Below are 26,336 nucleotides of genomic sequence, written 5' to 3' on the forward strand. Positions count from 1 at the left end.
GGCTTACCAGGTTTGGGTGGCCTTGAACTTCTCGATACCGGCTTTCATGCCAGCGTCGATATCGTCATTGAAGTCACCCTTCACGTTGATCTTCGCCATCAATTCGGCGTGATCGCGGTTGAAGTAAGCAATCAGCGCTTGTTCAAAGCTGCCGACCTTGGCGATTTCAACGTCGGTCAGGAACCCACGCTCAGCGGCATACAGCGACAACGCCATGTCAGCGATCGACATCGGGGCGTATTGCTTCTGCTTCATCAGCTCGGTAACGCGCTGACCATGCTCAAGTTGCTTACGGGTCGCTTCGTCCAGGTCAGAAGCGAACTGGGCGAATGCCGCCAGTTCACGGTACTGAGCCAGAGCGGTACGGATACCACCGGAGAGCTTCTTGATGATCTTGGTCTGAGCGGCACCACCCACACGGGATACCGAAACACCGGCGTTCACTGCAGGGCGGATGCCCGAGTTGAACATGGCCGATTCCAGGAAGATCTGACCGTCGGTGATGGAAATCACGTTGGTCGGAACGAACGCGGAAACGTCGCCAGCCTGGGTTTCGATGATCGGCAGTGCGGTCAGGGAACCGGTTTTGCCGGTCACTGCGCCGTTGGTGAACTTCTCTACGTATTCTTCCGAAACGCGGGATGCGCGCTCCAGCAGACGGGAGTGGAGATAGAACACGTCGCCTGGGTAGGCTTCACGGCCTGGTGGACGGCGCAGCAGCAGGGAAATCTGGCGGTAAGCCACTGCTTGCTTGGACAGATCGTCATAAACGATCAGCGCGTCTTCACCGCGGTCGCGGAAGAATTCACCCATGGTGCAACCGGAGTACGGTGCCAGGAATTGCAGCGCAGGAGATTCCGAAGCACTGGCAGCCACGATGATCGTGTTGGCCAGGGCGCCGTTTTCTTCCAGCTTGCGAACCACGTTGGCGATGGTCGATTGTTTCTGACCGATGGCTACGTAGACGCAGAAAATGCCGCTGTTCTTCTGGTTGATGATCGCGTCGATCGCCAGAGCGGTTTTACCGATCTGACGGTCACCGATGATCAGCTCACGCTGGCCACGGCCGACTGGGATCATGGCATCGACAGCCTTGTAGCCAGTCTGTACAGGCTGGTCTACCGACTTACGCCAGATCACGCCTGGAGCAACTTTCTCGACCGCATCGGTCTCGGTGTTGTTCAGCGGACCTTTGCCGTCAACTGGGTTACCCAGTGCGTCGACTACGCGACCCAGCAGTTCCTTACCAACCGGAACCTCCAGGATGCGGCCGGTGCACTTGGCGCTCATGCCTTCAGCCAGACTGGTGTACGCGCCCAATACAACGGCACCTACGGAGTCTTGCTCCAGGTTGAGGGCCATACCGTAGACGCCGCCCGGAAACTCGATCATCTCGCCGTACATGACGTCGGCCAGACCGTGAATCCGCACGATGCCGTCAGATACGCTGACGACAGTGCCTTCGTTACGGGCTTGGGAGGTCACATCGAGCTTGTCGATGCGGCCCTTGATAATTTCACTTATTTCGGAAGGATTGAGTTGCTGCATTGCTCTGCTGCCCCTTCAAACTCAAGATTTCAATGCTTCGGCAAGGCTCGCGAGTTTGCCGCGAACCGAGCCATCGATAACCAGGTCGCCGGCGCGAATGACAATGCCCCCAATGAGGGATTTGTCTTCCGCAACTTGCAGGCGCACTTCCCGGTCGAGTCGTGCACTGAGAACCTTGGCGAGTTTGTCTTGCTGTTCTTGGTTCAATGCAAAAGCACTGGTCACTTCAACGTCTACCGACTTCTCTTGCTCGGCCTTGAACAGGTCGAACAGAGCGGCAATCTCCGGCAGAAGCGGGAGACGGTCGTTTTCGGCAACGACGTGAATGAAGTTCTGCACTTTCACATCGAACTTGTCGCCGCACACGTCAATAAACGTGGCGGCCTTGTCTGCGCTCGTCAGGCGCGGGGCCTTGAGCACGCGCTGCATGGTGTCGTCTTGCGACACTGCTGCAGCCAGGCCGAGCATGGCTGACCAAGAGGCCAGCTGCTGGTGGGCCTGGGCGTGCTCGAAGGCTGCCTTAGCGTAAGGTCGGGCCAACGTGGTCAGTTCTGCCATGATCGCCCTCGCTTAAATTTCAGCAGCCAGTTTATTAACCAGCTCCGCGTGCGCGTTTTGATCGATTGTGGCACCGAGGATCTTCTCGGCACCGCCGACCGCCAGAGCACCCAGTTGGGCACGCAGCGCGTCTTTGACGCCGTTCAGTTCCTGTTCGATCTCGGCATGAGCCGAAGCCTTCACACGATCAGCTTCGACGCGGGCTTTTTCAACAGCCTCTTCGACGATCTGGTTGCCGCGCTTCTTGGCTTGCTCAATGATTTCAGCTGCCTGTGCTTTAGCATCGCGCAGTTGATGACCCACTTTCTCTTGGGCCAACTCCAGGTCGCGAGCTGCACGGCTGGCAGCGTCCAAACCATCCGCGATCTTCTTCTGACGTTCGTGCAAAGCCGCGATGACCGGAGGCCACACGAACTTCATGCAAAACACTACAAAAATGAAGAACGCAACGGATTGGCCAATCAGGGTTGCATTAATGTTCACGCCAACACCTCGCTCATTCGTTGTCCATCACCCCAATCAACTCGAAAATTCGAGTGATTAGCCAGCGAGTTGACCAACGAAGGGGTTCGCGAAGGTGAAGAACAGAGCGATACCAACGCCGATCATGGTCACGGCGTCGAGCAGGCCGGCGACGATGAACATTTTAACTTGCAGCATTGGAACCATTTCTGGCTGACGCGCTGCGCCTTCCAGGAATTTGCCGCCAAGCAGGCCGAAACCAATGGCAGTACCCAGGGCGCCCAGGCCGATCAACAGTGCAACAGCGATAGCGGTTAGACCAACTACAGTTTCCATCTTTCCTCCCGACTTTTACGTCGTATGGTTTAGGTTTTTTAGATTTTAAAGCGGTAAAACAAATCGTTTCATAGCCCTTTCAGGCCACCTTCCCGTTTTACCGGGAAGGACATCAGACTAGTCGAGACTGGCCTTAATGGTTCTCTTCGTGCGCCATCGACAGGTAGACGATGGTCAGCATCATGAAGATAAACGCCTGCAGGGTGATGATCAGGATGTGGAACACAGCCCACGCCCACTGCAGAACAACGCCCAGGCCGCTAAGCCAGAGCAGACCGCTGCCGAACATCACAGCGATCAGAATGAACACCAGCTCGCCGGCATACATGTTGCCGAACAGTCGCAAGGCCAGGGAGATCGGCTTGGCGACCAGGGTCACGAATTCCAGCAGGAAGTTCACCGGGATCAGCAGGGCTTGAACGAAGATGTTCTTGCTGCCGAACGGGTGCAGGGTCAGTTCGCCGATGAAGCCGCCGATGCCCTTGACCTTGATGCTGTAGAAAATGATCAACGCGAACACCGACAGGGCCATGCCCAGGGTGGCGTTAGGGTCAGTGGTGGACACCGCACGGAATGGAATGTGGTGATCGCCAGTGATCAGGATGGCCAGCTGAGGAATCCAGTCGACCGGAATCAGGTCGACGGCGTTCATCAGGAACACCCAGACGAAGATGGTCAGTGCCAGCGGTGCAATCACCGGGCTACGGCCATGGAAGCTGTCTTTCACGCTGCCATCGACGAATTCGACCAATACTTCAACGAAGTTCTGCAGGGCACCCGGTTGACCGGAAGTCGCCTTCTTTGCCGCCATGCGGAAAATCAGGACGAAAATCAGACCCAATGCGACCGACCAGCCCAGAGTATCCAGGTGGAAAGCCCAGAAGCCCATTTCTTTGGCTTCTGCTGCGGTGTGGGCGAAGCCCCAGCCGCCGTTGGGAAGCTGACCGAAGGTCAGGTTCTGCAAGTGGTGCTGGATATAGCCCGAAGCGGTTGTTTCTGCCATGGTTGCCTCAAACGCCCTAAGGTTTCGAAAGTCTTGTTTTCATTAGCAGGGGAGCGAACCAGCTGACCAGTTGGGTCAACACGAAGACGCTGAATACAGCCAGCGGCGCCAATGGCTTCACACCTGCAAAGGTCAGTGCAAACAGCACTGCCGTCAAAATCAATTTCCCCGCCTCGCCGGCATAAAAAGACCGGACGATGGCCTGGGCTGCTCGGGCGCCGGAAAACCGAAAGGCCCTGTGAGCAAAATACATATTGGGCAGCAAGGCTATCAGGCCTCCGCAGAGTCCCGAGTATCCCGCTACGACTCCATGCCAATACCAAAGCGCCAGTGCGGCGATCAGCAAAATGACAAATTGCGCCAATAGAACCGGGAAAACGGCCAAGCGATGGAACGACGACGTGTTTGGCGTGCGGGTTTCCACCACTCTTGCTCCTCAATGGTCGGCTGCCGGAAATCAATAACTTGGCATAATTTGTGCCGACAAAATGCGCGCAGAGTATAGGGGCGGTTCTGCCCCTATTCAACTGTCAGGTAGTGATTTCCGATCACACGCTACATAAGCAATTGTTTCAGCGGATGTGGGCAAGAACACCCTGAAGCTCATCTAGCGAGTTATAGCCGATGACCAGTTGGCCTTTACCCTTCTTGCCATGCCGAATTTGCACCGCAGAGCCCAGGCGCTCGGCCAGGCGCTGTTCGAGACGCGCGATATCCGGATCAGTTTTGACCGCTTCGACCGGTGCAGGTTTACCACTGAGCCACTGTCGAACCAGGGCCTCGGTCTGACGAACGGTTAGGCCTCGTGCGACAACGTGTCGCGCCCCTTCAACCTGTTGATTTTCCGGTAAACCGAGCAAAGCACGCGCATGCCCCATTTCGAGGTCGCCATGGGAAAGCATCGTCTTGATGACTTCCGGCAGTGCGATCAGGCGCAGCAGGTTGGACACGGTCACGCGGGATTTACCCACGGCATCGGCCACTTGTTGCTGGGTCAACTGGAATTCCTGCTGCAAACGCTGCAAAGCGATCGCTTCTTCGATCGGATTGAGGTCTTCGCGCTGGATGTTCTCGATCAACGCCATGGCGATGGCGGTTTCATCCGGCACATCGCGCACCATCGCCGGGATGGTTTCCTTGCCGGCCTGCTGGCTCGCGCGCCAGCGGCGTTCCCCGGCGATGATTTCAAAGCGGCCGGCGCCGATCGGGCGGACCACGATCGGCTGCATCACGCCCTGGGCCTTGATCGAGTTGGCCAGTTCTTCCAGCGCCTGCGGGTCCATGTCCCGGCGCGGCTGGTATTTGCCGCGCTGGATCAGGTCCAGCGGCAAGTGCTGCAGCTCGCGCTCGTCGGCCTGTACCGCTTGTTCTTCAAGGGTCGTGACAGTCGGACCACTCAGCAGTGCATCCAGTCCACGTCCGAGACCTCGTTTCTTGACGGCCATGGGGTTTCCTTAAGTTGGCTGGGCTGCAGCGGTACGGGAGTTGCGGCGTTGACGACGAACCATCTCGCCGGCCAATGCCAGGTAGGCAATGGCGCCACGCGAGGACTTGTCATACGCCAGCGCGGGCATGCCATAGCTTGGCGCTTCGGCCAGGCGGATGTTGCGTGGGATCACGGTGTCGTACAGCTGATCGCCGAAGTGTTCCTTGAGCTGCGCCGACACATCGTTCATCAGGCTCAGGCGCGGATCGAACATGGTCCGCAGCAGGCCTTCGATCTGCAGGTTCGGGTTGAGCAGTTCGGCGATGCGCTTGATGTTATCCACAAGGTCGCTCAAGCCTTCCAGTGCGTAGTACTCGCACTGCATGGGGATAATCACGCCATCGGCGGCCACCAGCGCATTGAGCGTCAGCATCGACAGCGACGGCGGGCAGTCGATCAAGATGTAATCGTAATTCTCGCGGATCGGCGCCAAGGCGCTGCGCAGACGGCTTTCTTTCATCTGCATTTCCAGCAGCACCACTTCCGCCGCCGTCAGGTCGCGGTTGGCCGGCAGCAGTTGATAACCGCCGTGTTCGGAATAGTGCATGGCCTGGGCCAGGTCGCACTCGCCAATCAGCAAGTCGTAGACCGAGTTTTCCAGGCCGTGTTTATCCACACCGCTACCCATGGTGGCGTTGCCCTGTGGATCGAGATCGATCAACAGCACCCGGCGCTTGGTCGCGACCAGGGATGCTGCGAGGTTGATGCAGGTGGTGGTTTTACCCACGCCACCTTTCTGGTTCGCTATCGCGAATACCTTAGCCATTCTTGCTTGTGTTCCCAATCATGCCGTGCGGCGCAGTATCAGCAGATGGCGTTGGCCTTGGCAACCGGGTACGGCCAAGGCGTGTTCGCTATCGAGGTGGAAGTCTGCCGGCAATGCTAACAGCTCGTCGCTTGGATGAACGCCCTTCATTGCCAGCCAACGTGTGTCGCGGTCGCCTAAGTGGCGGGTCCAGTTGCTGAAATTCTCCATGCTGCTGAAAGCCCGGGAAACAATTCCGTTGAAAGGCTGCGGCGGCGTGAAGGCTTCGACGCGACTGTGGATAACTTGCAGGTTGTCCAGCTTCAGTTCGAGTTTGACCTGGGTCAGGAAGCGGGTCTTCTTGCCGTTACTGTCCAGGCAGGTCACTTGCGACTCGGGAAACAGGATAGCGAGCGGAATGCCGGGCATCCCGCCGCCGCTGCCGACGTCGAGCCAGCGGCCGTTTTCGATGAACGGCATCACGCTCAGGCTGTCGAGCAAGTGGCGCGAGACCATTTCGTCGGGGTCGCGCACCGCCGTCAGGTTGTAAGCCTTGTTCCATTTGATCAACAGGGCCAGGTAGCCGAGCAGCAACTCGTGCTGGGCGGGGCTCAGGTCGACACCCAACTGGCGTGCTCCTGTGGATAACTCTTCGGCGTGTTGCGAGGTGACCAACGAACTCAAGCGCTTTGCTCCAACTGACGGCCCGCGCCGCGTTTTTTCAAATGAATCATCAACAGCGAAATGGCTGCCGGGGTGACACCGGGGATCCGTGAAGCCTGGCCCAGGGTTTCCGGGCGAGTTATCCCCAGCTTGCTTTGGATTTCTTTCGACAGCCCGGAAATCCCGGTGTAATCGATATCCACAGGCAGCTTGGTGTCTTCACTGGCGCGCAGGCGAGCGATCTCGTCCTGCTGGCGATCGATATAACCGGCGTACTTGGTTTTGATCTCGACCTGTTCGGCGACCTGCGGATCGTCTGCGCCGCCGCCGGTCACTTCAATCAGACCAGCGTAGTCGATTTCCGGACGGGACAGCAGGTTCAGCAGGTTGTACTCGTGGGTCAGCGGCGTGCCGAATTTTTCGGCGATCGCGTCGCCCTGCTCGGTACCCGGGCGAACCCAGGTGCTTTTCAGGCGCTGCTCTTCCAGGTCGATACTTTCGCGTTTCTTGCAGAAAGCCGCCCAACGCGCGTCATCCACCAGGCCCAACTCGCGGCCTTTTTCGGTCAGGCGCAGGTCGGCGTTGTCTTCGCGCAGGATCAGACGGTATTCCGCTCGCGAAGTGAACATCCGGTACGGTTCCTGGGTACCCAGGGTGATCAGGTCGTCGACCAACACGCCGATATACGCTTCATCGCGACGCGGGCACCAGCTGTCTTTGCCCTGCGCGCGCAACGCGGCGTTGGCCCCGGCCAGCAAACCTTGGGCGCCGGCTTCTTCGTAACCGGTGGTGCCATTGATTTGCCCGGCGAAGAACAGACCGCCGATCACTTTGGTTTCCAGGCTGTATTTCAGGTCACGCGGGTCGAAGTAGTCGTACTCGATGGCGTAGCCGGGACGCACGATGTGCGCGTTTTCCATGCCGCGAATCGATTGCACGATCTGGATTTGCACGTCGAACGGCAGGGAAGTGGAAATCCCGTTCGGGTACAGCTCGTGAGTGGTCAAGCCTTCGGGCTCGATGAAGACCTGGTGGCTTTCCTTGTCGGCAAAGCGGTGGATCTTGTCTTCGATCGACGGGCAGTAACGCGGGCCGATGCCTTCGATTACCCCGGAATACATCGGCGAACGGTCGAGGTTCGCGGCAATGATTTCGTGGGTACGCGCATTGGTGTGGGTAATCCAGCAGCTCACCTGTTTCGGGTGCTGCTCTTTCGAACCCATGAACGACATCACCGGAATCGGCGTATCGCCGGCCTGCTCGGTCATCACCGAGAAATCCACCGAACGCCCATCGATCCGCGGCGGCGTACCGGTTTTCAGGCGACCGACGCGCAGCGGCAGTTCGCGCAGGCGTTGTGCCAGGGCAATCGACGGCGGATCGCCGGCGCGGCCACCGGAATAGTTCTGCATGCCGATGTGGATAAGTCCACCGAGGAACGTGCCGGTGGTCAACACCACGGATTCAGCGAAGAAACGCAGGCCCATCTGGGTGACAACACCGCGGACCTGGTCTTGTTCGACGATCAGGTCATCGGCTGCCTGTTGAAATATCCACAGGTTCGCCTGGTTCTCCAGGGTTTCGCGTACCGCCGCCTTGTACAGGATGCGGTCGGCTTGTGCCCGGGTCGCACGCACGGCTGGGCCTTTGCGGCTGTTCAGCACACGAAATTGAATACCCCCTTTGTCGGTGGCCATGGCCATCGCGCCGCCAAGGGCGTCGATTTCCTTGACCAGATGGCTTTTGCCGATGCCGCCAATGGCAGGGTTGCAACTCATGGCACCAAGGGTTTCCACGTTGTGCGTCAGCAACAGGGTTTTTGCACCCATGCGTGCTGAGGCCAGTGCTGCCTCGGTACCGGCATGACCGCCGCCGATGACGATCACTTCAAAACGGGAAGGGAAATCCACCACGCACCTCGTGCCTGCTTATGTAGGTAATTAGGAATTGATTGATTGAGCTGGTTTTAGAGCTTTGGCGGCCAGTATAGGGACTTAGCCCTTCCTAAAGAACCCTTTGCACAAAATTTAACCAGCTGTGGATGAATCACAGACAATAGAAATTAAAAGAGAGAAAGATATTAAATCTTTGTTTTTATGTTTATTTATACTGAGCCTACTTTCTGTGGATAGATTGCTACATCCCTTTATTTACGTAATGTACAGAGATTCAAAAGTCTGTGGTCATGTGTCCATGAGCGGCGTGGATAAGTGCTTTAAGCCTGTGGATTAAACAGTAGGTTATCCACAGAGGGGTTTTCGCTCAGGTTTCAAGCCCTGTTATCAACCGAGCACAGGCGCGGTTATTCACAGGGCTTAATCCACAGAAATTGCTGCGCCAACGCAAATCGCGCCCACGGCGAGGCCACCAATGGCTGGCTCAGGAGTGCAGAAAGAGAGGAAATCGGATGAAACAAGAGAAACAGACAGGCACGAATGGCCTGTCTGTGGACAACGAAGGTCTATTTACCAATACAGAAGCTGGAAAAGATCCGCCCCAGCAGGTCATCCGAGCTGAATGCCCCGGTGATCTCGCCCAATAGCTGCTGCGCCTGGCGTAAATCCTCAGCCAGCAGCTCACCGGCGCCTGCCAAGGTCAGCTGCGCCCGACCATGCTCCAAGGCCGCGCTGGCATGGCGCAGCGCCTCCAGGTGCCTGCGACGGGCGCTGAAGCTGCTTTCCGACGTCTGCTCATAGCCCATGCAGGCTTTGAGGTGTTCGCGCAGCAACTCCAGGCCATCCCCGGCCGACTTGGCACTCAGGCTGATCGTGACGTGGCCATCCTCGCTGGTTTCCATGGCAATGGCTTCGCCGGTCAGGTCAGCCTTGTTGCGGATCAAGGTGACTTTGGCCGGGTCGGGCCGTTGCTCGAGGAATTCCGGCCACAGGGCGAAAGGGTCCACCGCCTCGGGCGCGGTGGCGTCTACCACCAGCAGCACGCGGTCGGCTTCGCCGATGGCCTTGAGGGCGCGTTCCACGCCGATCTTTTCCACCTGGTCGTCGGTGTCACGCAGCCCGGCCGTATCGACGACGTGCAGCGGCATGCCGTCGATGTGGATATGTTCGCGCAGGATATCCCGGGTGGTGCCGGCAATCTCGGTGACGATCGCCGCTTCACGGCCGGCCAGGGCATTGAGCAGGCTGGATTTGCCCGCATTGGGGCGCCCGGCAATCACCACGGTCATGCCGTCGCGCAACAACGCGCCCTGCCCGGCTTCGCGCAGTACTGTGGATAACTCGTCGCGGACTTTATCCAGCATCGCCAACACATGGCCATCGGCGAGGAAGTCGATTTCTTCTTCCGGAAAATCAATCGCCGCCTCCACATAGATGCGCAGGCTGATCAGTTGCTCGGTCAAGTTATGCACGCGCAGGGAAAACGCGCCCTGCAGTGAGCGCAAGGCGTTGCGCGCCGCCTGTGCAGAACTGGCCTCGATCAAATCGGCAATGGCTTCGGCCTGGGCCAGGTCGAGCTTGTCGTTGAGGAATGCACGCTCGCTGAATTCTCCCGGCCGGGCCAGGCGACAGCCCAGTTGCAGGCAGCGCTGCAGCAGCATATCCAGCACGACGGGGCCGCCGTGGCCCTGCAATTCAAGGACGTCTTCACCGGTAAAGGAATTCGGCCCCGGGAAATAGAGGGCCAGGCCTTCGTCCAGCACCTGGTTATCCGCATCCAGAAACGCGCCGTAATGGGCGTAGCGCGGTTTCAACTCACGACCGCTGATGGCCTTGGCGGCCATGCCGGCGAGCGGCCCGGAAATTCGAACGATACCGACACCGCCGCGACCTTGGGCGGTAGCGACAGCAGCGATGGTTTCACGAGGAGCGCTCATCAGCAGGTTCCAGAACAAAAGTGACGGAAAGCAAAACGCCCCACTAGGGGGCGTCTTGAGTGGTTATCCACAGAGTAAGTTACGCCGCGGCTTTTTTGGTAGCCGCTTCGATCTTACGTGTGATGTACCACTGTTGAGAGATCGACAACACGTTGTTGACCACCCAGTACAGCACCAGACCAGCCGGGAACCACAGGAAGAAGAAGGTGAAGATGATTGGCATCATTTTCATTACCTTGGCCTGCATCGGATCCGGCGGAGTCGGGTTCAGACGCTGCTGGATGAACATGGTCGCGCCCATGATGATCGGCAGGATAAAGAACGGGTCTTTGATCGACAGGTCAGTTATCCACAGCATGAACGGTGCCTGGCGCATTTCCACGCTTTCCAGGAGTACCCAGTACAGCGACAGGAATACCGGCATCTGCACCAGAATCGGCAAGCATCCACCCAGCGGGTTGATCTTCTCTTTCTTGTACAGCTCCATCATGGCCTGCGACATTTTCTGCCGGTCGTCGCCATGTTGTTCTTTCAGCGCGGCCAGTTTCGGGGCCACGGCACGCATGCGCGCCATCGACTTGTAGCTGGCGGCCGACAGTGGGAAGAAGATCCCCTTGATCAGCATCGTCAGGAAGATGATCGAGAAGCCCCAGTTGCCGACGATGCTGTGGATATGTTGCAGCAGCCAGAAGATCGGCTGGGCAATGAACCACAGGATGCCGTAATCCACAGTCAGTTCCAGACCTGGGGATAACTCTTTGAGCACTGCCTGGCTTTTCGGGCCGGCGTACAGGGTCGCGCTGGTTTCAGCCTTGGCACCTGGAGCAACGGTCAACGCCGGGCCAGTAAAGCCGATGATGTAGTTGCCCTGGCTGTCCTTGCGGGTTTGCACCAGGTTGGCTTCGCCCTTGTTCGGGATCCACGCGGTCACGAAGTAGTGTTGCAACCAAGCAACCCAACCACCCTGCACGGTTTCTTTCAGCGCGCCCTTGTCGATATCTTTCATCGACACTTTTTTGTACGGCTCGTTACTTGTCCACAGGGCGGCGCCCAGGTAAGTCGCGGTGCCGGTGGCAGTGCTGGAAGAAGGATCGGAGCTGCCATCACGCTTGAGCTGGGCAAACAGGTTGCCGCTCCACGGTTTGTCGCTTTCGTTGTCGATCAGGTAAGTGACCTTCAAGTCGTACAAACCGCGGGTGAAGCTGAAGCGTTTGATGTAATTGACGCCGTCGAGGCTGAATTTCAGGTCGACGTTCAACTGGTTCTGGCCGTCAGCCAGTTGATAAGTCTTCTGTTCGGTCGAATAAACCGGACGACCGGTAGCACGCGCATCCGGACCGTTGGTGCCGGTCAGGCCGCTTTGTGCCAGATAAACGCGTTCGCCGCCGTTATCGAACAGCTGGAACGGAACATCCGGATGGTCTTGGCGACGTGGATACAGCGGCAGTTTCAGCTGCGCGATATCACCACCTTGTGGATCGATAGCCAGGTCGAGCACATCCGTTTTCACATGGATGAGGTCTTTATTGGTGACAACTGGCGTTTCTACAGGGGCGCTTGTCTCGCCATTCGCGCTGGGAACATCGGCACTCGCGGACGCATTGTTACCCAGCGGGGTGTCCGGAATAGCCGGCGCAGCCTGATTGGCAGCAACATTCTGAGTCGGCAGGGCAGCTTGGCCGTAGTCCTGGTTCCACTTAAGAACCATGACGTAGGACACGATTGCCAGGGCGACGATCAGGATCGTGCGTTTAATATCCATGATTACTCGGCCATCGAAGAAGAACGGGAGGTAGGGATAGGTGGAACCGGGTCATAACCACCGGGATTCCACGGATGACAGCGACCTAAACGACGAAAGGTCAGCCAGCCACCGCGCAGAAGACCATGATTTTCTATGGCCTCTAACGCGTAGCAGGAACAACTGGGGTAGAAACGACAGTGGTTGGCCATCAGAGGACTAATGGCATAGCGGTAAAACTGGATCGGAACGAGTGCCAGTTTACGCATCAAGGCTGTCTACCCCTACAGTTTCGGTGCTGACTGCTGGTGCTGGTTTGTTGGTACGCGCCAGACGTTTCCAGAGCTTGCCGAAATGCTGAATCAATTCGGGGTTTTCTACGTCCCCCAAGCCTTTGCGCGCGACGATAACAATATCCCAACCAACCAGAGTGTCCTGGTGGAGGCGAAACGATTCGCGCATCAGACGCTTGAGGCGATTGCGCTCAACGGAGAGCTTTACGCTCTTCTTGCCGATCACCAACCCGAGACGGGGGTGATCCAGATCGTTGTTACGCGCAAGGAGCAGGAGATTTTTCCCCGGAACCTTGCCGGTGGGGGAGTCAAAGACTGCCTTGAAGTGCCGGGGGGTAAGCAGACGCTTTTCCCGACTGAAGTCCTGACTCACCACCAGTACCGGATTATCAAACTGCCAGACGCGCACGACCTTTGGCGCGGCGACGCGACAGGACAGCACGGCCGTTCTTGGTAGCCATGCGAGCACGGAAGCCGTGGGTACGGGCGCGTTTGATGGTGCTTGGTTGGAAAGTACGTTTCATGGCGTTGTTACCTGGTTCGTCCACAACGGGCCGGAATGGCCCCCGTTTTAAGAGACCGGCGATTCTAGAGAAAGCAAGCCTCTAGGTCAATTTCCAACCAGCTTTTCCTTCAATTAGATCTTTACAGGCAATCCGCCCTTTTTTGTCCAGCGAGCTTCCAAGGGCAATGCCATAGATATAAAAATAAAGAAGGAAGTTATTTAAAGCTTTTCTGTAAAGCTTATAAAAGCTAGGCAGGCATTCCTCTGTGGATAACTACCTTTAGGCCTTATTCCACGTGATGTACAGAGAATGACAACACGGGGGAGAAACGGTGCTCTGCCTGTGCTGCGCTGTCGGATAAGCTGTGGGTGGAATGGGTTGTTATCCACAGGCCAGTTACCCACAGACTTTCGACCCCACTTGTGCAACGAGCTCAGGGGCGCTTATCCACAGAGCTTATGCACAGACCATTGGTCGCCTTTATTCACGTTAAGGCGTTGATTTTGGCTGACCTGTGCGCAACCTACATGTGGATAAGTGGGCGGCCGACCGCTACAATGGCGGCTGTTTTTGCCTCACCGGCTTTCAACTTAGGGGATATCCGTGTCAGTGGAACTTTGGCAGCAGTGCGTAGAGCTTTTGCGCGATGAGCTGCCTGCCCAGCAATTCAACACCTGGATCCGTCCGCTACAGGTCGAAGCCGAAGGCGACGAGTTGCGCGTCTACGCACCCAACCGTTTTGTTCTCGACTGGGTCAACGAGAAGTACCTGAGCCGCGTTCTCGAATTGCTCGATGAACATGGCAACGGCCTCGCGCCCGTGCTCTCCTTATTAATAGGCAGCAAACGTAGCTCCGCGCCTCGCGCTGCGCCGAATGCGCCATTGGCGGCTGCCGCGTCGCAAGCCCAGGCGGTGACGGCTCCGGTCAACCACGCGCCGGCTCCCGCGCCGACGCCTTCGAAATCGTCGGCCCAGAAAAACGCGCCGGCCAATGAAGAGCCGTCCCGCGACAGCTTCGATCCGATGGCGGGTGCCAGTTCCCAGCAAGCACCGGTTCGCGCCGAGCAGCGCACCGTGCAGGTCGAAGGCGCGCTCAAGCACACCAGCTACCTGAACCGCACCTTTACCTTTGAGAACTTCGTCGAGGGTAAATCCAACCAGCTGGCCCGCGCGGCCGCCTGGCAAGTCGCCGACAACCCCAAGCACGGTTACAACCCGCTGTTCCTTTATGGTGGCGTTGGCCTGGGTAAGACGCACTTGATGCACGCGGTGGGTAACCATCTATTAAAGAAGAACCCGAATGCCAAGGTCGTGTACCTGCACTCGGAGCGCTTCGTGGCTGACATGGTCAAGGCCCTGCAGCTCAACGCTATCAACGAGTTCAAGCGGTTCTACCGTTCCGTGGATGCCTTGCTGATCGATGACATTCAATTCTTCGCGCGCAAGGAACGTTCCCAGGAAGAGTTTTTCCACACCTTCAACGCCCTGCTCGAAGGCGGCCAGCAAGTCATCTTGACCAGCGACCGCTACCCGAAGGAAATCGAAGGCCTGGAAGAACGCTTGAAGTCGCGCTTCGGCTGGGGCCTGACCGTGGCGGTCGAGCCACCGGAGCTGGAAACCCGCGTGGCGATCCTGATGAAAAAGGCCGATCAGGCCAAAGTCGATCTGCCCCACGACGCCGCGTTCTTCATCGCCCAACGCATTCGCTCCAACGTGCGTGAGCTGGAAGGCGCGCTCAAGCGGGTCATCGCGCACTCGCACTTCATGGGCCGCGACATCACCATCGAGCTGATTCGCGAATCCCTGAAAGACCTGCTGGCTCTGCAGGACAAACTGGTGAGTGTGGATAACATCCAACGCACCGTGGCCGAGTACTACAAGATCAAGATTTCCGATCTGCTGTCCAAGCGCCGTTCGCGCTCGGTGGCACGTCCGCGTCAGGTGGCCATGGCACTCTCCAAAGAGTTGACCAACCACAGCCTGCCGGAAATCGGCGATGTCTTCGGTGGTCGCGACCACACCACGGTCTTGCACGCATGCCGCAAGATCAACGAGCTTAAGGAATCCGACGCGGATATTCGCGAGGACTACAAGAACCTGCTGCGTACACTGACTACTTGATGACACCAGCGCAGCTTATTAAGGCAAGGGACTAGACCATGCACTTCACCATTCAACGCGAAGCCCTGTTGAAACCCCTGCAACTGGTCGCAGGCGTCGTCGAGCGCCGACAGACCTTGCCGGTGCTTTCCAACGTATTGCTGGTTGTCGAGGGCCAGCAATTGTCCTTGACCGGCACCGACCTGGAAGTCGAACTGGTGGGTCGCGTTCAGCTGGAAGAGCCCGCTGAACCTGGCGAGATCACCGTGCCCGCGCGCAAGCTGATGGATATCTGCAAAAGCTTGCCCAACGACGCGCTGATCGACATCAAGGTCGATGAGCAGAAGCTGGTGGTCAAGGCCGGCCGCAGTCGCTTCACCTTGTCGACGTTGCCGGCCAATGACTTCCCGACTGTGGAAGAAGGCCCGGGTTCGCTGACCTGCAGCCTGGAGCAAAGCAAACTGCGGCGTTTGATTGAGCGCACCAGCTTCGCCATGGCCCAGCAGGACGTGCGCTATTACCTCAACGGTATGTTGCTGGAAGTGTCGGAAGGCATTATTCGCGCCGTGGCCACCGACGGTCACCGCCTGGCCATGTGTTCGATGAAGGCCGATATCGGTCAGCCGGACCGTCATCAGGTGATCGTGCCGCGCAAAGGTATCCTTGAACTGGCGCGTCTGCTCACCGAGCCGGACGGTATCGTCAGCATCGTCCTGGGCCAGCATCACATCCGCGCCACCACCGGCGAGTTCACCTTCACCTCCAAGCTGGTTGACGGCAAGTTCCCGGATTACGAGCGTGTACTGCCTAAGGGTGGCGACAAGCTGGTGGTCGGTGATCGTCAGGCCCTGCGTGAGGCGTTCAGCCGTACTGCGATTCTGTCCAACGAAAAGTACCGGGGTATTCGCCTGCAATTGGCCAACGGCCAACTGAAGATCCAGGCCAACAACCCGGAACAGGAAGAAGCGGAAGAAGAAGTGGGCGTCGACTACAACGGCGGTTCGCTGGAAATCGGCTTCAACGTGAGCTACTTGCTCGACGTGCTGGGTGTGATGACCACCGAACAGGTTCGCCTGATTCTGTCCGACTCCAACAGCAGTGCGCTGGTGCAAGAATCCGACAACGATGACTCGGCTTACGTTGTTATGCCGATGCGTCTGTAATCATGCTCAGCAGAAGCTAGATGTCCCTCAGTCGCGTCTCGGTCACCGCGGTGCGCAATCTGCACCCGGTGACCTTCTCCCCCTCCCCCCGCATCAATATCCTCCATGGCGCCAACGGCAGTGGCAAAACCAGCGTGCTGGAAGCCATCCATTTGTTGGGGCTTGCCCGGTCTTTCCGCAGTGCCCGCCTGTTGCCGGTGATTCAGTACGAACAACTGGCGTGTACGGTGTTTGGCCAGGTCGAGTTGGCTGAAGGTGGCCATAGCAGCTTGGGGATATCCCGTGATCGCGGGGGCGAGTTTCAGATCCGCATCGACGGGCAAAATGCTCGCAGCGCGGCGCAGTTGGCGGAAATCCTGCCGCTGCAACTGATCAACCCCGACAGTTTCCGTTTGCTCGAAGGCGCGCCGAAAATCCGTCGGCAGTTCCTCGATTGGGGAGTGTTCCACGTGGAACCGCGCTTCATGGCCACTTGGCAGCGCCTGCAGAAGGCCTTGCGGCAGCGGAACTCATGGCTGCGGCATGGTACACTTGACGCCGCGTCGCAAGCAGCCTGGGACCGGGAACTGTGCCTGGCCAGCGACGAAATAGATGAATACCGCCGCGCCTATATCAAAGCCTTGAAACCAGTCTTTGAGCAGACCTTGAGTGAGCTGTTGGACCTCGAAGGGCTGACGCTGAGCTACTACCGCGGTTGGGACAAAGAGCGTGAACTGAGTGCAGTGCTCGCCACGTCCTTGCAGCGGGATCAGCAAATCGGCCACACCCAGGCCGGCCCCCAGCGCGCTGATTTGCGTCTTAGGTTAGGCGCACATAATGCCGCGGATATCTTGTCCCGCGGCCAGCAGAAGCTGGTGGTATGTGCATTGCGTATCGCCCAAGGGCATTTGGTTAGCCAGGCCCGGCGCGGTCAATGTATTTATCTGGTGGATGATTTGCCGTCAGAACTCGACGAGCAACACCGCCGAGCGTTATGCCGCTTGTTGGAAGACTTACGCTGCCAGGTGTTTATCACCTGTGTAGACCACGAATTATTGAGGGAAGGCTGGCAGACGGAAACGCCAGTCGCTTTGTTCCACGTGGAACAAGGCCGTATCACCCAGACCCACGACCATCGGGAGTGAAGGCATGAGCGAAGAAAACACGTACGACTCGACCAGCATTAAAGTGCTGAAAGGTTTGGATGCCGTACGCAAACGTCCCGGTATGTACATTGGCGACACCGATGATGGTAGCGGTCTGCACCACATGGTGTTCGAGGTGGTCGACAACTCCATCGACGAAGCTCTCGCCGGTCACTGCGACGACATCAGCATTATCATTCACCCGGATGAGTCCATCACCGTGCGCGACAACGGTCGTGGCATTCCGGTAGACGTGCATAAAGAAGAAGGCGTTTCGGCGGCAGAGGTCATCATGACCGTGCTCCACGCCGGCGGTAAGTTCGACGACAACTCGTACAAAGTATCCGGTGGTTTGCACGGCGTAGGTGTTTCCGTAGTAAACGCCCTCTCCGAACTGCTGGTGCTGACCGTGCGTCGCAGCGGCAAGATTTGGGAGCAGACCTACGTTCACGGTGTTCCGCAGGAACCGATGAAGGTTGTTGGCGAAAGCGAAACTACCGGTACCCAGATTCACTTCCGTCCTTCTGACGAAACCTTCAAGAACATCCACTTCAGCTGGGACATCCTGGCCAAACGGATTCGTGAACTGTCCTTCCTCAACTCCGGTGTCGGCATCGTCCTCAAGGATGAGCGCAGCGGCAAGGAAGAGCTGTTCAAATACGAAGGCGGCCTGCGTGCGTTCGTTGAATACCTGAACACCAACAAGACTCCGGTCAACCAGGTGTTCCACTTCAACGTCCAGCGTGAAGACGGCATCGGCGTGGAAATCGCCCTGCAGTGGAACGACAGCTTCAACGAGAACCTGTTGTGCTTCACCAACAACATTCCGCAGCGCGACGGCGGTACTCACCTGGTGGGTTTCCGTTCCGCACTGACGCGTAACCTGAACACCTACATCGAAGCCGAAGGCCTGGCCAAGAAGCACAAAGTTGCCACCACCGGTGACGATGCGCGTGAAGGTCTGACTGCGATTATTTCGGTGAAAGTACCGGACCCTAAGTTCAGCTCCCAGACCAAAGACAAGCTGGTGTCTTCCGAAGTGAAGACCGCCGTGGAACAGGAGATGGGCAAGTACTTCTCCGACTTCCTGCTGGAAAACCCGAACGAAGCCAAGCTGGTTGTCGGCAAGATGATCGACGCAGCGCGTGCCCGTGAAGCCGCGCGTAAAGCCCGTGAGATGACCCGCCGCAAAGGCGCGCTGGACATCGCCGGCCTGCCGGGCAAACTGGCTGACTGCCAGGAGAAGGACCCTGCCCTCTCCGAGCTGTATCTGGTGGAAGGTGACTCTGCTGGCGGTTCCGCCAAGCAGGGCCGTAACCGTCGCACCCAGGCCATCCTGCCGTTGAAGGGTAAGATCCTCAACGTCGAGAAAGCGCGCTTCGACAAGATGATTTCCTCCCAGGAAGTCGGCACGTTGATCACGGCGTTGGGCTGCGGTATCGGCCGCGACGAATACAACATCGACAAGCTGCGCTATCACAACATCATCATCATGACCGATGCTGACGTCGACGGTTCGCACATCCGTACCCTGCTGCTGACCTTCTTCTTCCGTCAGTTGCCGGAGCTGATCGAGCGCGGCTACATCTACATCGCCCAGCCGCCGTTGTACAAAGTCAAAAAGGGCAAGCAAGAGCAATACATCAAAGACGACGACGCCATGGAAGAGTACATGACGCAGTCGGCCCTGGAAGACGCCAGCCTGCACTTGAACGAAGAAGCACCGGGCATTTCCGGTGAGGCGCTGGAGCGTCTGGTCAACGACTTCCGCATGGTCATGAAGACGCTCAAGCGTCTGTCGCGCCTGTACCCTCAGGAACTGACCGAGCACTTCATCTACCTGCCGGCCGTGAGCCTGGAGCAGTTGGGCGATCACGCAGCGATGCAGGATTGGCTGGCCCAGTATGAAGTGCGTCTGCGCACCGTCGAGAAATCCGGCCTGGTGTACAAAGCCAGCCTGCGCGAAGACCGTGAACGTAACGTGTGGCTGCCCGAGGTCGAATTGATCTCCCACGGCCTGTCCAACTACGTCACCTTCAACCGCGACTTCTTCGGCAGCAACGACTACAAAACCGTGGTCACCCTGGGCGCACAACTGAGCACCCTGCTGGACGACGGCGCTTATATCCAACGTGGCGAACGCAAGAAGCAGGTCAGGGAATTCAAGGAAGCCCTTGACTGGCTGATGGCCGAAAGCACCAAGCGTCACACCATCCAGCGCTACAAAGGTCTGGGCGAGATGAACCCGGATCAACTGTGGGAAACCACCATGGACCCCGCTCAGCGCCGTATGCTGCGCGTGACCATCGAAGACGCCATCGGCGCAGACCAGATCTTCAACACCCTGATGGGTGATGCGGTCGAGCCTCGCCGTGACTTCATCGAGAGTAATGCTTTGGCGGTGTCTAACCTGGATTTCTGATCGGGTGTAGGAACTTACAAAAGCAGCTGAACTTCACACTATGCGCGCTACAAAAAAGGCCAACCCCTGCGGGTTGGCCTTTTTTTGCCCGTATGTCCAGGAACGCGCGAGAGCTCTGCCAATTGGATTCACAGCGAGAGTTGCCGTAGTAGCGTAAAGGCCTGCTTCATTTGGTCTTCACTGACGACGAACGCACGTAACTGCCCTGCCATATCCATGCCTCTGGCTATCAGCCCCTGTGCCTCAAGGCTGATCTGCCATTGCAAGTCCTTGCGGCTGGTTTCTCCGGCCAGGTGCAGCGGCATTTCCGGAGTCTTGACCTTCACCAGCATCGCCGGGAACTTAACTTCCTCATTCCCACCCAGCACATTACGCGCGAGGGTCATGGCGCTTACCTGGATAGGTTGCAGAAACGGCAGTAGCTTGCCCTGGATTTGCGCGCAATCGCCAACGGCGAATATGCGTGGGTCAGAGGTGCACATGCGTTCATCAACTTCAATGCCACGGTCCACTCGTAAGCCAGCCTGTGTGGCTAACGTCGTATCGGGCTTCAACCCAATTGAGGCAACGATCACATCGGCGCTGATGTGTCGGCCGTTGGACAACGTCGCCAACAGGCCATCGTTTCTCTTTTCAATGGATACCAACGCCTGGTTAAACAGCATCTCCACACCCATCTGGCATAACCGGTGCTGCAGGCGGCTGCTCACCTCAACAGGAAGCAACGATGCGAGCAGGCTGCAGGACTTGTCCATCAGCACCACCTGCTTTCCGGCACGATTGATGTCCATGGCCAGTTCACTGCCAATCAAGCCGGCCCCGAGGATCAGTACGCGCTGTGCAGCCCGCAGTGCATGTTGTGCATGACGGTATTCCTGCTGGCTGTTCAGAGTCACCATCCACTCCCGCCCGGGAATCGGCGGAACCATGGCTTGCGCCCCCGTGGCGAGAATCAGTTGGTCGTAGCTGAATGCCTCATTACCGGCGCTAACACGCTGGTTTTCGCGGTCAATCGCAGTGAGCTGGCAGCACGAGTTCAGGGTCAACCGATACATCTCGGCAAACTCTGCCGCAGGCTGGCGAGTCATGTCGTCGGCAGTCTGATTGAGACTGACGACGTGACTCAGGTCGGGCTTGTTGTACTCATCGCAACTGTCTGCAGCGATCAATCGAATGGGCACCGCTGCATCGAGCCGGCGCAAGTTCTTGACCACCTGACGAGCCGCGAAGCCGGAGCCCACAATGACGATTTCCCGGTTCATGTCGCCTCCGAAGGCAGCTCATCGAATACCGATTTACCCATTGAACATTCAGGGCACAGGAAGTAATCAGGCACATCACACCAGGCCGTACCGGCCTGCACATCCTGCATCGGCTCGCCGATCGCGGGGTCGTAAATCCATTGGCAGACACTGCAGCGCATGCGCAGGCCGTTGTCCGCGATGGGGTCTGCCTGGGCAGTTGCGGTGGCTGCAGCGGGTACGACATGTGCAGCCGTCGATGGATGCAGCGCCCATTGCCGAGCGATTTCGCGGCCATGAGCCCGGCAAACCTCAAGCGCGTCACCGTCCGGCCGCCACTTGGCTTTGAGCGCCAATGTGGTTTCAAAACCAGCGTCCATCAAGCGTGTCTGGATACGGTCTACCGCCCCGCCATTCCAGCCGTAACTGCCAAACGCCGAAGCCTTTTTGTCACGAAAACGCAGCCCGGTTATTTCCTCCAGCAGCGCGGCGACTTTCGGCATCATCACGTTGTTCATGGTGGACGAGCCCACCAAAACGCCTTTTGAGCGGAACACGTTGGTCAGAATCTCATTCTTGTCGTGGCGCGCGACGTTGAAAATCTTCACCGCCACACCGGGATCGACTTCGTGAATACCCTGCGCGATGGCATCGGCCATCATGCGGGTGTTGTTCGACATGGTGTCGTAGAACAGGGTGATGCGATCCTCCTGATAGTCCGCCGCCCATTCCAGATAGCGGTGCACGATCTGCGTCGGATTATCCCGCCACACCACGCCATGAGCGGTGGCAATCATATCGACCGGCAGGTTGAAACCGAGGATCTCGGTAATCTTGGCAATGACCAGGCGACTGAATGGGGTGAGGATATTGGCGTAGTAGCGTTGGCACTGTTCGAACAGTTCGTTTTGATCCACTTCATCATTAAACAGGTGTTCGTCGCAGTAATGCTGGCCAAAGGCGTCGTTACTGAACAGAACGGCATCGCCGGTCATGTACGTCATCATGCTGTCCGGCCAATGCAGCATCGGGGTTTCCACGAAAACCAGCTGTTTGCCATTGCCGACATCCAGGGTGTCGCCGGTATGGACGACGTGGAAATTCCACTCGGGATGATGGTGATGACCGTTGATCGAGTCCACACCATTGGCGGTGCAATAGATCGGCGTATTCGGGATCAGCGACATCAACTCTGTCAGCGCTCCTGCATGGTCCTCTTCCGCATGGTTGATGACGATACAGTCCAGCGTGTTCAGGTCGATTTCCATCGCCAGGTTCTGTATGAATTCCCGACTGAACCTGTGATCAACCGTATCAATCAGTACGGTCTTTTCTTCACGGATCAGGTAGCTGTTATAGCTGCTGCCTTTGTGGCATTTGTATTCTGTGCCATGAAAGTCCCGCACTTCCCAATCGCGCTGACCGACCCAATGAATGTTGTTTTTGACGTGAATTGACATGACCTACCTCGGTATAGAAATGATGTTCTACACCGAAGATGGCAACCTTCGTGCCACATAATAAACCGTTGATTTAAAAGGAAAAATAAAACAATGATTGTCAATATGACATTGGCCGACTATTGTCTTTATGACTAATTCATTGTCAAAGTGACAAACCATGAGTCTCTCCGTTGAATCCCTGGCACGCATCGCTATTGAGCTGCAAAGTGGCATTTCCCATCAGGACCGCTTTCAACGTCTGATCAATACCCTGCGCCAATTGCTCGGTTGCGACGCCTCTGCCTTGTTACGTTATGAACAGCGACTGTTCCGTCCGCTGGCGATCGATGGCCTGGCACCGGATGTTCTGGGGCGCCGCTTCAGCCTTGATGCCCATCCGCGTCTGGAAGCCATCGCTCGCGCCGGTGACGTGGTGCGCTTTCCGGCAGAGAGTCATTTGCCTGATCCCTATGACGGCCTGATCCCGAGCCGGCAGGACCTCAAAGTACATGCCTGCATCGGGTTACCGTTGTTCGCGGACCAGACGCTGATTGGCGCGCTGACGATCGATGGCATGGACCCGGCACAGTTTGATCACTTCAGCGACGAAGAGCTGCGACTGGTGGGCGCCCTCGCTTCTGCTGCCTTGACCAATGCGTTGCTGGTCGAGCAACTCGAGAGTCAGACCATTACGCCTCTCTCCATCAGTCATGTCCCGGCGGGCAAACCCGGCACCGAAATGGTCGGGCTCAGCGAGGTCATGCAACAGTTGAAAAGAGAGATCGAAATGGTGGCAGGTTCCGACCTGAACGTTTTGATCACTGGAGAAACCGGGGTCGGCAAGGAACTGGTCGCCAAGGCGATACATGAAGGTTCATCACGCGCCAGTCACCCTGTGGTCTATCTAAACTGCGCTGCGCTGCCGGAGTCAGTGGCTGAAAGTGAGTTGTTCGGCCATGTCAAAGGTGCCTTCACCGGGGCGATCCATCATCGCACCGGCAAGTTCGAAATGGCCGATAACGGCACACTGTTCCTCGACGAAATCGGTGAACTGTCGCTGAGCCTGCAAGCAAAACTGTTGCGGGTATTGCAATACGGCGACCTGCAACGGGTCGGTGACGATACCGTCTTGCGGGTCAACGTAAGGGTGCTTGCCGCGACCAATCGTGACCTGAAGCAGGAGGTGCTGAACAATCGCTTCCGGGTCGACCTGTTCCACCGGTTAAGCGTGTTCCCTGTGCATGTGCCGCCACTGCGTGAGCGTGGGCAGGACATCACATTGCTAGCGGGTTTTTTCTGCGAGCAGAGCCGGGTACGCATGGGATTGCAACGGGTGGCGTTGGCTGCCGGTTGCCTGTCGTTGCTCAAGCAGTACTCGTGGCCAGGAAACGTTCGCGAACTGGAACATGCTGTTTATCGAGCGACAATCCTTGCTCGTGCGACCCAGCAAAGTGAAGAGCTGCTGCTGGAAGCACAGCATTTCAATCAAGTACCCGAACAGCTGGCGATACTGCCTGTTGCTGTGGATGTTCCTTCCAGCAGCGTTGGCCAATGCCTACGGGATGCGACGGATAGCTTCCAGCGTCAGCTGATTGAAAACACGCTGAAAAATTGCGCAGATAACTGGTCTGCCTGTGCGCGAATGCTCGATATGGATGTGGCCAACCTGCACCGACTGGCGAAGCGGCTCGGTTTGAAATAACACTCGCGGCCGATCAGGGCTCAATGCAGGTCAGTCATGCTGACCCACATGTCGCCCTTGCCGCCAAGCGGTCCAGCATAAAACGCTATCGGATCTCGAGGGGAAGGCCGGCGCCCAGCGGTTGGGACGGCGGTTTCTGAATCTGCAGGTGTAGAGAAGAAAACCCACCGGCAGGGAAAAACGCGTTCACTGGTTCTTTATCCGGCGCCAGCGTAATCCGGCTGGTGCGTCCAAGCAGTTCCTCCATCACGATCCGTAGTTCCAGTCTGGCAAGCGGCGCACCGGGGCAGACATGAATGCCGGCGCCATAGAGCAGGTTCAGCTCGGGATCGCGATCGAGGCGCAATTCATCGGGATCTCCAAAGACCGCTTCGTCCCGATTGGCAGACGCCCAGTTGAGGGCAATACGCGAACCCTTCGCCAGCGTGCGCCCGCCCAGCGTGACCTCTTTCGTAGTCACCCGACGGTTCATGATCAGTGGTGCATGAATACGCAGTATTTCATCAATGGCGACAGGTAACAGCGCGGGTTGTTCGCGCAATCGCTGCTGCCACCCGAAGTTGGTCGCCAGATAGTGCGCAAGAATGCCGACCGAGGCGGAAATGGTTCCGAGTTCGCCGACTGTCCAGTTACGTAGAATGCTGACGATCTCGTCGTCCGTCAGGGGCCTTCCCAAGGACTGGTCGCGTAGCAAGAGGGTCGTGATGTCATGCGACGCAGCAGCGCCAGCGGTACGGCGCACGTCCAGCAGATCCTTGATGTAACCGTCAAACTCAAGGGCCACGGCACTCAGGGCCGCCTCGTCTCTGGACAGCGTGGCCGAGTGATTCTTCAGCGTCCACAGGCGCAGCGGTTCATGAAAATCCGCCGGCCAACCCAGCCAGGCACACTGGATCTGCAACGCAAAGATCTGGGCAAATTCGCCGATCAGTTCTGCACGGCCTTCATCCGGTAATGCCTGCACCAGACGAACCGCTATGTCACGGCACGTCGGCGCAAAGGCATCCATATGCTCCGGGCTGAAATAACGCTCGATGAGGTTCCGGTACGCCGTATGTTCGGGCGGATCCATTCCGTTGGGGACCGCGGGGAAACGCGAGACGGCATTGCTGAAGGTTTCATGATCGTTAAGTACGCGCAGCACATCCGCATGCCTGAATAACGACGTATAGCCATATTGACTGTGTGCGACCGGGCAACGGTGGCGCATGTCGTCATAGGCTGTCGTCTGATCCTTTAATACGGCTTCAGACCTGGGATCCCAATCCGGTAGCGATTTCTTGTCCATCGTTTACTCCATAAACCCGTCCCGCTGAGAACCCGGAAACAAGGAAGCAAGGTTTGTCGGCCTACTTGTACTCGGTCGGGACATGTAGGAAATACCCGCTAGACTGAAACCATGCACGACGTCCCTACGTCGGCATCACTTGGGTGAAGTCTGTACGGGCTTATAGGGAAATCGGCTATTAGCTAGCCAGGGGGTTGTGATGAGTAAGCTTCAGCAGTGGGTAAACTCGCAGGGCAGCACTGCGCTGTGGGTGGTGTTCTGGCTCTATGGGGTGGTGCTCAGCAATGTACTGTTTGGCCTGATTCTGGTCGCCTTCAACAAAGTTGCACCCTCCCTGTTTGGTCTAATGCTGCTGGGTTTTGTGGCCTACACCGCGTGCATGCTCAATGCGGTATGGCGCAATGCGGATAATGTCAGTGACCCCCTCTACGGTCAGATCGCTCGTTTCCTCACGGTGGCCTGGTCGATCAACGCGGTATTGGTTTCGGGCTTTCTCTTCCTGGGCCATCTGAATGCCGTTGCCCTCCCCCTGCCGCTGCCTTTTTGATTCCAGATAACCTGGGCCCTCAATGTGGGGTTTGAACGTTAGAGCCCAGGTCATTGCGCCGTTGCGATTATCGCGCCAATTGATTGTCTGCATAGTTGATCAATATCAATTCCATTATTTCTGTCGATCGCCAT

The 26,336-nt window shown here is 57.4% G+C and carries 24 protein-coding genes; 6 read left to right on the top strand and 18 right to left on the bottom strand.

From position 1 onward, the window contains the following. Positions 1–3 precede the first annotated feature (3 nt). From atpA to rpmH, 15 genes are all read right to left on the bottom strand, one after another. A complete protein-coding gene (gene atpA, locus RGV59_RS05850) occupies positions 4–1,548 on the bottom strand; it encodes a F0F1 ATP synthase subunit alpha (RefSeq protein WP_017848933.1) in 1,545 nt (514 codons plus the stop codon). 21 nt (positions 1,549–1,569) lie between these two features. Continuing rightward, positions 1,570–2,106 (bottom strand): F0F1 ATP synthase subunit delta, encoded by a 537-nt coding sequence (locus tag RGV59_RS05855; RefSeq protein ID WP_017848934.1) that lies wholly within the window; start codon positions 2,104–2,106, stop codon positions 1,570–1,572. A 12-nt stretch (positions 2,107–2,118) separates the two neighbouring features. Beyond that, positions 2,119–2,589 carry a F0F1 ATP synthase subunit B gene (locus RGV59_RS05860; protein WP_015886647.1) on the bottom strand — a complete coding sequence of 157 codons (471 nt, stop codon included), beginning with the start codon at positions 2,587–2,589 and terminating at the stop codon, positions 2,119–2,121. A gap of 57 nt (positions 2,590–2,646) precedes the next feature. Beyond that, entirely contained in the window at positions 2,647–2,904 is a 258-nt protein-coding gene (gene atpE, locus RGV59_RS05865; protein ID WP_002555987.1) for a F0F1 ATP synthase subunit C, read from the bottom strand. Between the two features lie 133 nt (positions 2,905–3,037). After that, positions 3,038–3,907: a F0F1 ATP synthase subunit A gene (gene atpB / locus RGV59_RS05870; RefSeq protein ID WP_017848936.1), complete on the bottom strand. Its 870-nt coding sequence runs from the start codon at positions 3,905–3,907 to the stop codon at positions 3,038–3,040. Between the two features lie 16 nt (positions 3,908–3,923). Beyond that, positions 3,924–4,331, bottom strand: a complete 408-nt coding sequence (locus RGV59_RS05875) for a F0F1 ATP synthase subunit I (RefSeq protein WP_026140275.1) — start codon at positions 4,329–4,331, stop codon at positions 3,924–3,926. A gap of 148 nt (positions 4,332–4,479) precedes the next feature. Beyond that, on the bottom strand, positions 4,480–5,352 hold the full coding sequence (locus tag RGV59_RS05880; RefSeq protein ID WP_017848938.1) for a ParB/RepB/Spo0J family partition protein: 873 nt from the start codon (positions 5,350–5,352) through the stop codon (positions 4,480–4,482). A gap of 9 nt (positions 5,353–5,361) precedes the next feature. Further along, complete coding sequence (locus RGV59_RS05885) at positions 5,362–6,159, bottom strand: ParA family protein (RefSeq protein ID WP_016978715.1); 798 nt, start codon at positions 6,157–6,159, stop codon at positions 5,362–5,364. 18 nt (positions 6,160–6,177) lie between these two features. Continuing rightward, positions 6,178–6,822: a 16S rRNA (guanine(527)-N(7))-methyltransferase RsmG gene (gene rsmG, locus RGV59_RS05890; RefSeq protein ID WP_026140276.1), complete on the bottom strand. Its 645-nt coding sequence runs from the start codon at positions 6,820–6,822 to the stop codon at positions 6,178–6,180. Then, complete coding sequence (mnmG, locus tag RGV59_RS05895) at positions 6,819–8,711, bottom strand: tRNA uridine-5-carboxymethylaminomethyl(34) synthesis enzyme MnmG (RefSeq protein WP_057004955.1); 1,893 nt, start codon at positions 8,709–8,711, stop codon at positions 6,819–6,821. Before mnmG ends, rsmG begins: the two co-directional genes overlap by 4 nt. Before the next feature lie 551 nt (positions 8,712–9,262). Continuing rightward, a complete protein-coding gene (gene mnmE / locus RGV59_RS05900; protein WP_017848941.1) occupies positions 9,263–10,633 on the bottom strand; it encodes a tRNA uridine-5-carboxymethylaminomethyl(34) synthesis GTPase MnmE in 1,371 nt (456 codons plus the stop codon). 79 nt (positions 10,634–10,712) lie between these two features. Then, complete coding sequence (yidC, locus tag RGV59_RS05905) at positions 10,713–12,395, bottom strand: membrane protein insertase YidC (protein WP_017848942.1); 1,683 nt, start codon at positions 12,393–12,395, stop codon at positions 10,713–10,715. Positions 12,396–12,397: 2 nt separating this feature from the next. After that, on the bottom strand, positions 12,398–12,643 hold the full coding sequence (gene yidD, locus RGV59_RS05910) for a membrane protein insertion efficiency factor YidD (RefSeq protein WP_003213574.1): 246 nt from the start codon (positions 12,641–12,643) through the stop codon (positions 12,398–12,400). Continuing rightward, positions 12,636–13,040, bottom strand: a complete 405-nt coding sequence (rnpA, locus tag RGV59_RS05915; protein WP_010565857.1) for a ribonuclease P protein component — start codon at positions 13,038–13,040, stop codon at positions 12,636–12,638. Before rnpA ends, yidD begins: the two co-directional genes overlap by 8 nt. A gap of 16 nt (positions 13,041–13,056) precedes the next feature. Beyond that, positions 13,057–13,191, bottom strand: coding sequence for a 50S ribosomal protein L34 (gene rpmH / locus RGV59_RS05920; RefSeq protein WP_003213577.1), 135 nt, complete (start codon positions 13,189–13,191; stop codon positions 13,057–13,059). A gap of 585 nt (positions 13,192–13,776) precedes the next feature. Between rpmH and dnaA the strand changes: the two genes are divergently transcribed. Genes dnaA through gyrB form a run of 4 tightly spaced genes read left to right on the top strand, consistent with a single transcriptional unit; the run spans position 13,777 to position 19,982 of the window. Then, positions 13,777–15,294, top strand: coding sequence for a chromosomal replication initiator protein DnaA (dnaA, locus tag RGV59_RS05925; protein ID WP_026140277.1), 1,518 nt, complete (start codon positions 13,777–13,779; stop codon positions 15,292–15,294). Positions 15,295–15,332: 38 nt separating this feature from the next. Beyond that, positions 15,333–16,436, top strand: coding sequence for a DNA polymerase III subunit beta (gene dnaN / locus RGV59_RS05930; RefSeq protein ID WP_017848945.1), 1,104 nt, complete (start codon positions 15,333–15,335; stop codon positions 16,434–16,436). Between the two features lie 20 nt (positions 16,437–16,456). Next, on the top strand, positions 16,457–17,560 hold the full coding sequence (gene recF / locus RGV59_RS05935; RefSeq protein WP_010565854.1) for a DNA replication/repair protein RecF: 1,104 nt from the start codon (positions 16,457–16,459) through the stop codon (positions 17,558–17,560). Between the two features lie 4 nt (positions 17,561–17,564). Then, positions 17,565–19,982, top strand: coding sequence for a DNA topoisomerase (ATP-hydrolyzing) subunit B (gene gyrB / locus RGV59_RS05940; protein ID WP_017848946.1), 2,418 nt, complete (start codon positions 17,565–17,567; stop codon positions 19,980–19,982). A 128-nt stretch (positions 19,983–20,110) separates the two neighbouring features. Here the strand turns inward: gyrB and norW are convergent, their stop codons facing one another. Beyond that, positions 20,111–21,244, bottom strand: a complete 1,134-nt coding sequence (norW, locus tag RGV59_RS05945) for an NADH:flavorubredoxin reductase NorW (protein WP_102618204.1) — start codon at positions 21,242–21,244, stop codon at positions 20,111–20,113. Then, entirely contained in the window at positions 21,241–22,683 is a 1,443-nt protein-coding gene (norV, locus tag RGV59_RS05950; protein WP_102618203.1) for an anaerobic nitric oxide reductase flavorubredoxin, read from the bottom strand. The genes norW and norV overlap by 4 nt, the downstream gene beginning before the upstream one ends. Positions 22,684–22,843: 160 nt before the next feature. Here norV and norR point away from each other — a divergent pair, with 160 nt between their 5' ends. Beyond that, entirely contained in the window at positions 22,844–24,367 is a 1,524-nt protein-coding gene (gene norR / locus RGV59_RS05955) for a nitric oxide reductase transcriptional regulator NorR (protein ID WP_079442533.1), read from the top strand. Between the two features lie 85 nt (positions 24,368–24,452). Here norR and RGV59_RS05960 read toward each other — a convergent pair whose 3' ends face one another. Further along, entirely contained in the window at positions 24,453–25,655 is a 1,203-nt protein-coding gene (locus RGV59_RS05960) for a cytochrome P450 (RefSeq protein ID WP_102618202.1), read from the bottom strand. A 199-nt stretch (positions 25,656–25,854) separates the two neighbouring features. Here RGV59_RS05960 and RGV59_RS05965 point away from each other — a divergent pair, with 199 nt between their 5' ends. Beyond that, positions 25,855–26,202: a hypothetical protein gene (locus RGV59_RS05965; protein ID WP_017848951.1), complete on the top strand. Its 348-nt coding sequence runs from the start codon at positions 25,855–25,857 to the stop codon at positions 26,200–26,202. Positions 26,203–26,336 lie beyond the last annotated feature (134 nt).

The organism is Pseudomonas sp. FG1, assembly GCF_034313875.1.
Lineage (GTDB): Bacteria > Pseudomonadota > Gammaproteobacteria > Pseudomonadales > Pseudomonadaceae > Aquipseudomonas > Aquipseudomonas veronii.

What these genes read in the sequence shown, in the direction of transcription:
- atpA (WP_017848933.1), bottom strand. Translation starts at nt 1,548, where the DNA reads ATGCAGCAACTCAATCCTTCCGAAATAAGTGAAATTATCAAGGGCCGC.
- RGV59_RS05855 (WP_017848934.1), bottom strand. Translation starts at nt 2,106, where the DNA reads ATGGCAGAACTGACCACGTTGGCCCGACCTTACGCTAAGGCAGCCTTC.
- atpE (WP_002555987.1), bottom strand. Translation starts at nt 2,904, where the DNA reads ATGGAAACTGTAGTTGGTCTAACCGCTATCGCTGTTGCACTGTTGATC.
- atpB (WP_017848936.1), bottom strand. Translation starts at nt 3,907, where the DNA reads ATGGCAGAAACAACCGCTTCGGGCTATATCCAGCACCACTTGCAGAAC.
- RGV59_RS05880 (WP_017848938.1), bottom strand. Translation starts at nt 5,352, where the DNA reads ATGGCCGTCAAGAAACGAGGTCTCGGACGTGGACTGGATGCACTGCTG.
- RGV59_RS05885 (WP_016978715.1), bottom strand. Translation starts at nt 6,159, where the DNA reads ATGGCTAAGGTATTCGCGATAGCGAACCAGAAAGGTGGCGTGGGTAAA.
- mnmE (WP_017848941.1), bottom strand. Translation starts at nt 10,633, where the DNA reads ATGAGCGCTCCTCGTGAAACCATCGCTGCTGTCGCTACCGCCCAAGGT.
- yidC (WP_017848942.1), bottom strand. Translation starts at nt 12,395, where the DNA reads ATGGATATTAAACGCACGATCCTGATCGTCGCCCTGGCAATCGTGTCC.
- yidD (WP_003213574.1), bottom strand. Translation starts at nt 12,643, where the DNA reads ATGCGTAAACTGGCACTCGTTCCGATCCAGTTTTACCGCTATGCCATT.
- rpmH (WP_003213577.1), bottom strand. Translation starts at nt 13,191, where the DNA reads ATGAAACGTACTTTCCAACCAAGCACCATCAAACGCGCCCGTACCCAC.
- dnaN (WP_017848945.1), top strand. Translation starts at nt 15,333, where the DNA reads ATGCACTTCACCATTCAACGCGAAGCCCTGTTGAAACCCCTGCAACTG.
- recF (WP_010565854.1), top strand. Translation starts at nt 16,457, where the DNA reads ATGTCCCTCAGTCGCGTCTCGGTCACCGCGGTGCGCAATCTGCACCCG.
- gyrB (WP_017848946.1), top strand. Translation starts at nt 17,565, where the DNA reads ATGAGCGAAGAAAACACGTACGACTCGACCAGCATTAAAGTGCTGAAA.
- norW (WP_102618204.1), bottom strand. Translation starts at nt 21,244, where the DNA reads ATGAACCGGGAAATCGTCATTGTGGGCTCCGGCTTCGCGGCTCGTCAG.
- norV (WP_102618203.1), bottom strand. Translation starts at nt 22,683, where the DNA reads ATGTCAATTCACGTCAAAAACAACATTCATTGGGTCGGTCAGCGCGAT.
- norR (WP_079442533.1), top strand. Translation starts at nt 22,844, where the DNA reads ATGAGTCTCTCCGTTGAATCCCTGGCACGCATCGCTATTGAGCTGCAA.
- RGV59_RS05960 (WP_102618202.1), bottom strand. Translation starts at nt 25,655, where the DNA reads ATGGACAAGAAATCGCTACCGGATTGGGATCCCAGGTCTGAAGCCGTA.
- RGV59_RS05965 (WP_017848951.1), top strand. Translation starts at nt 25,855, where the DNA reads ATGAGTAAGCTTCAGCAGTGGGTAAACTCGCAGGGCAGCACTGCGCTG.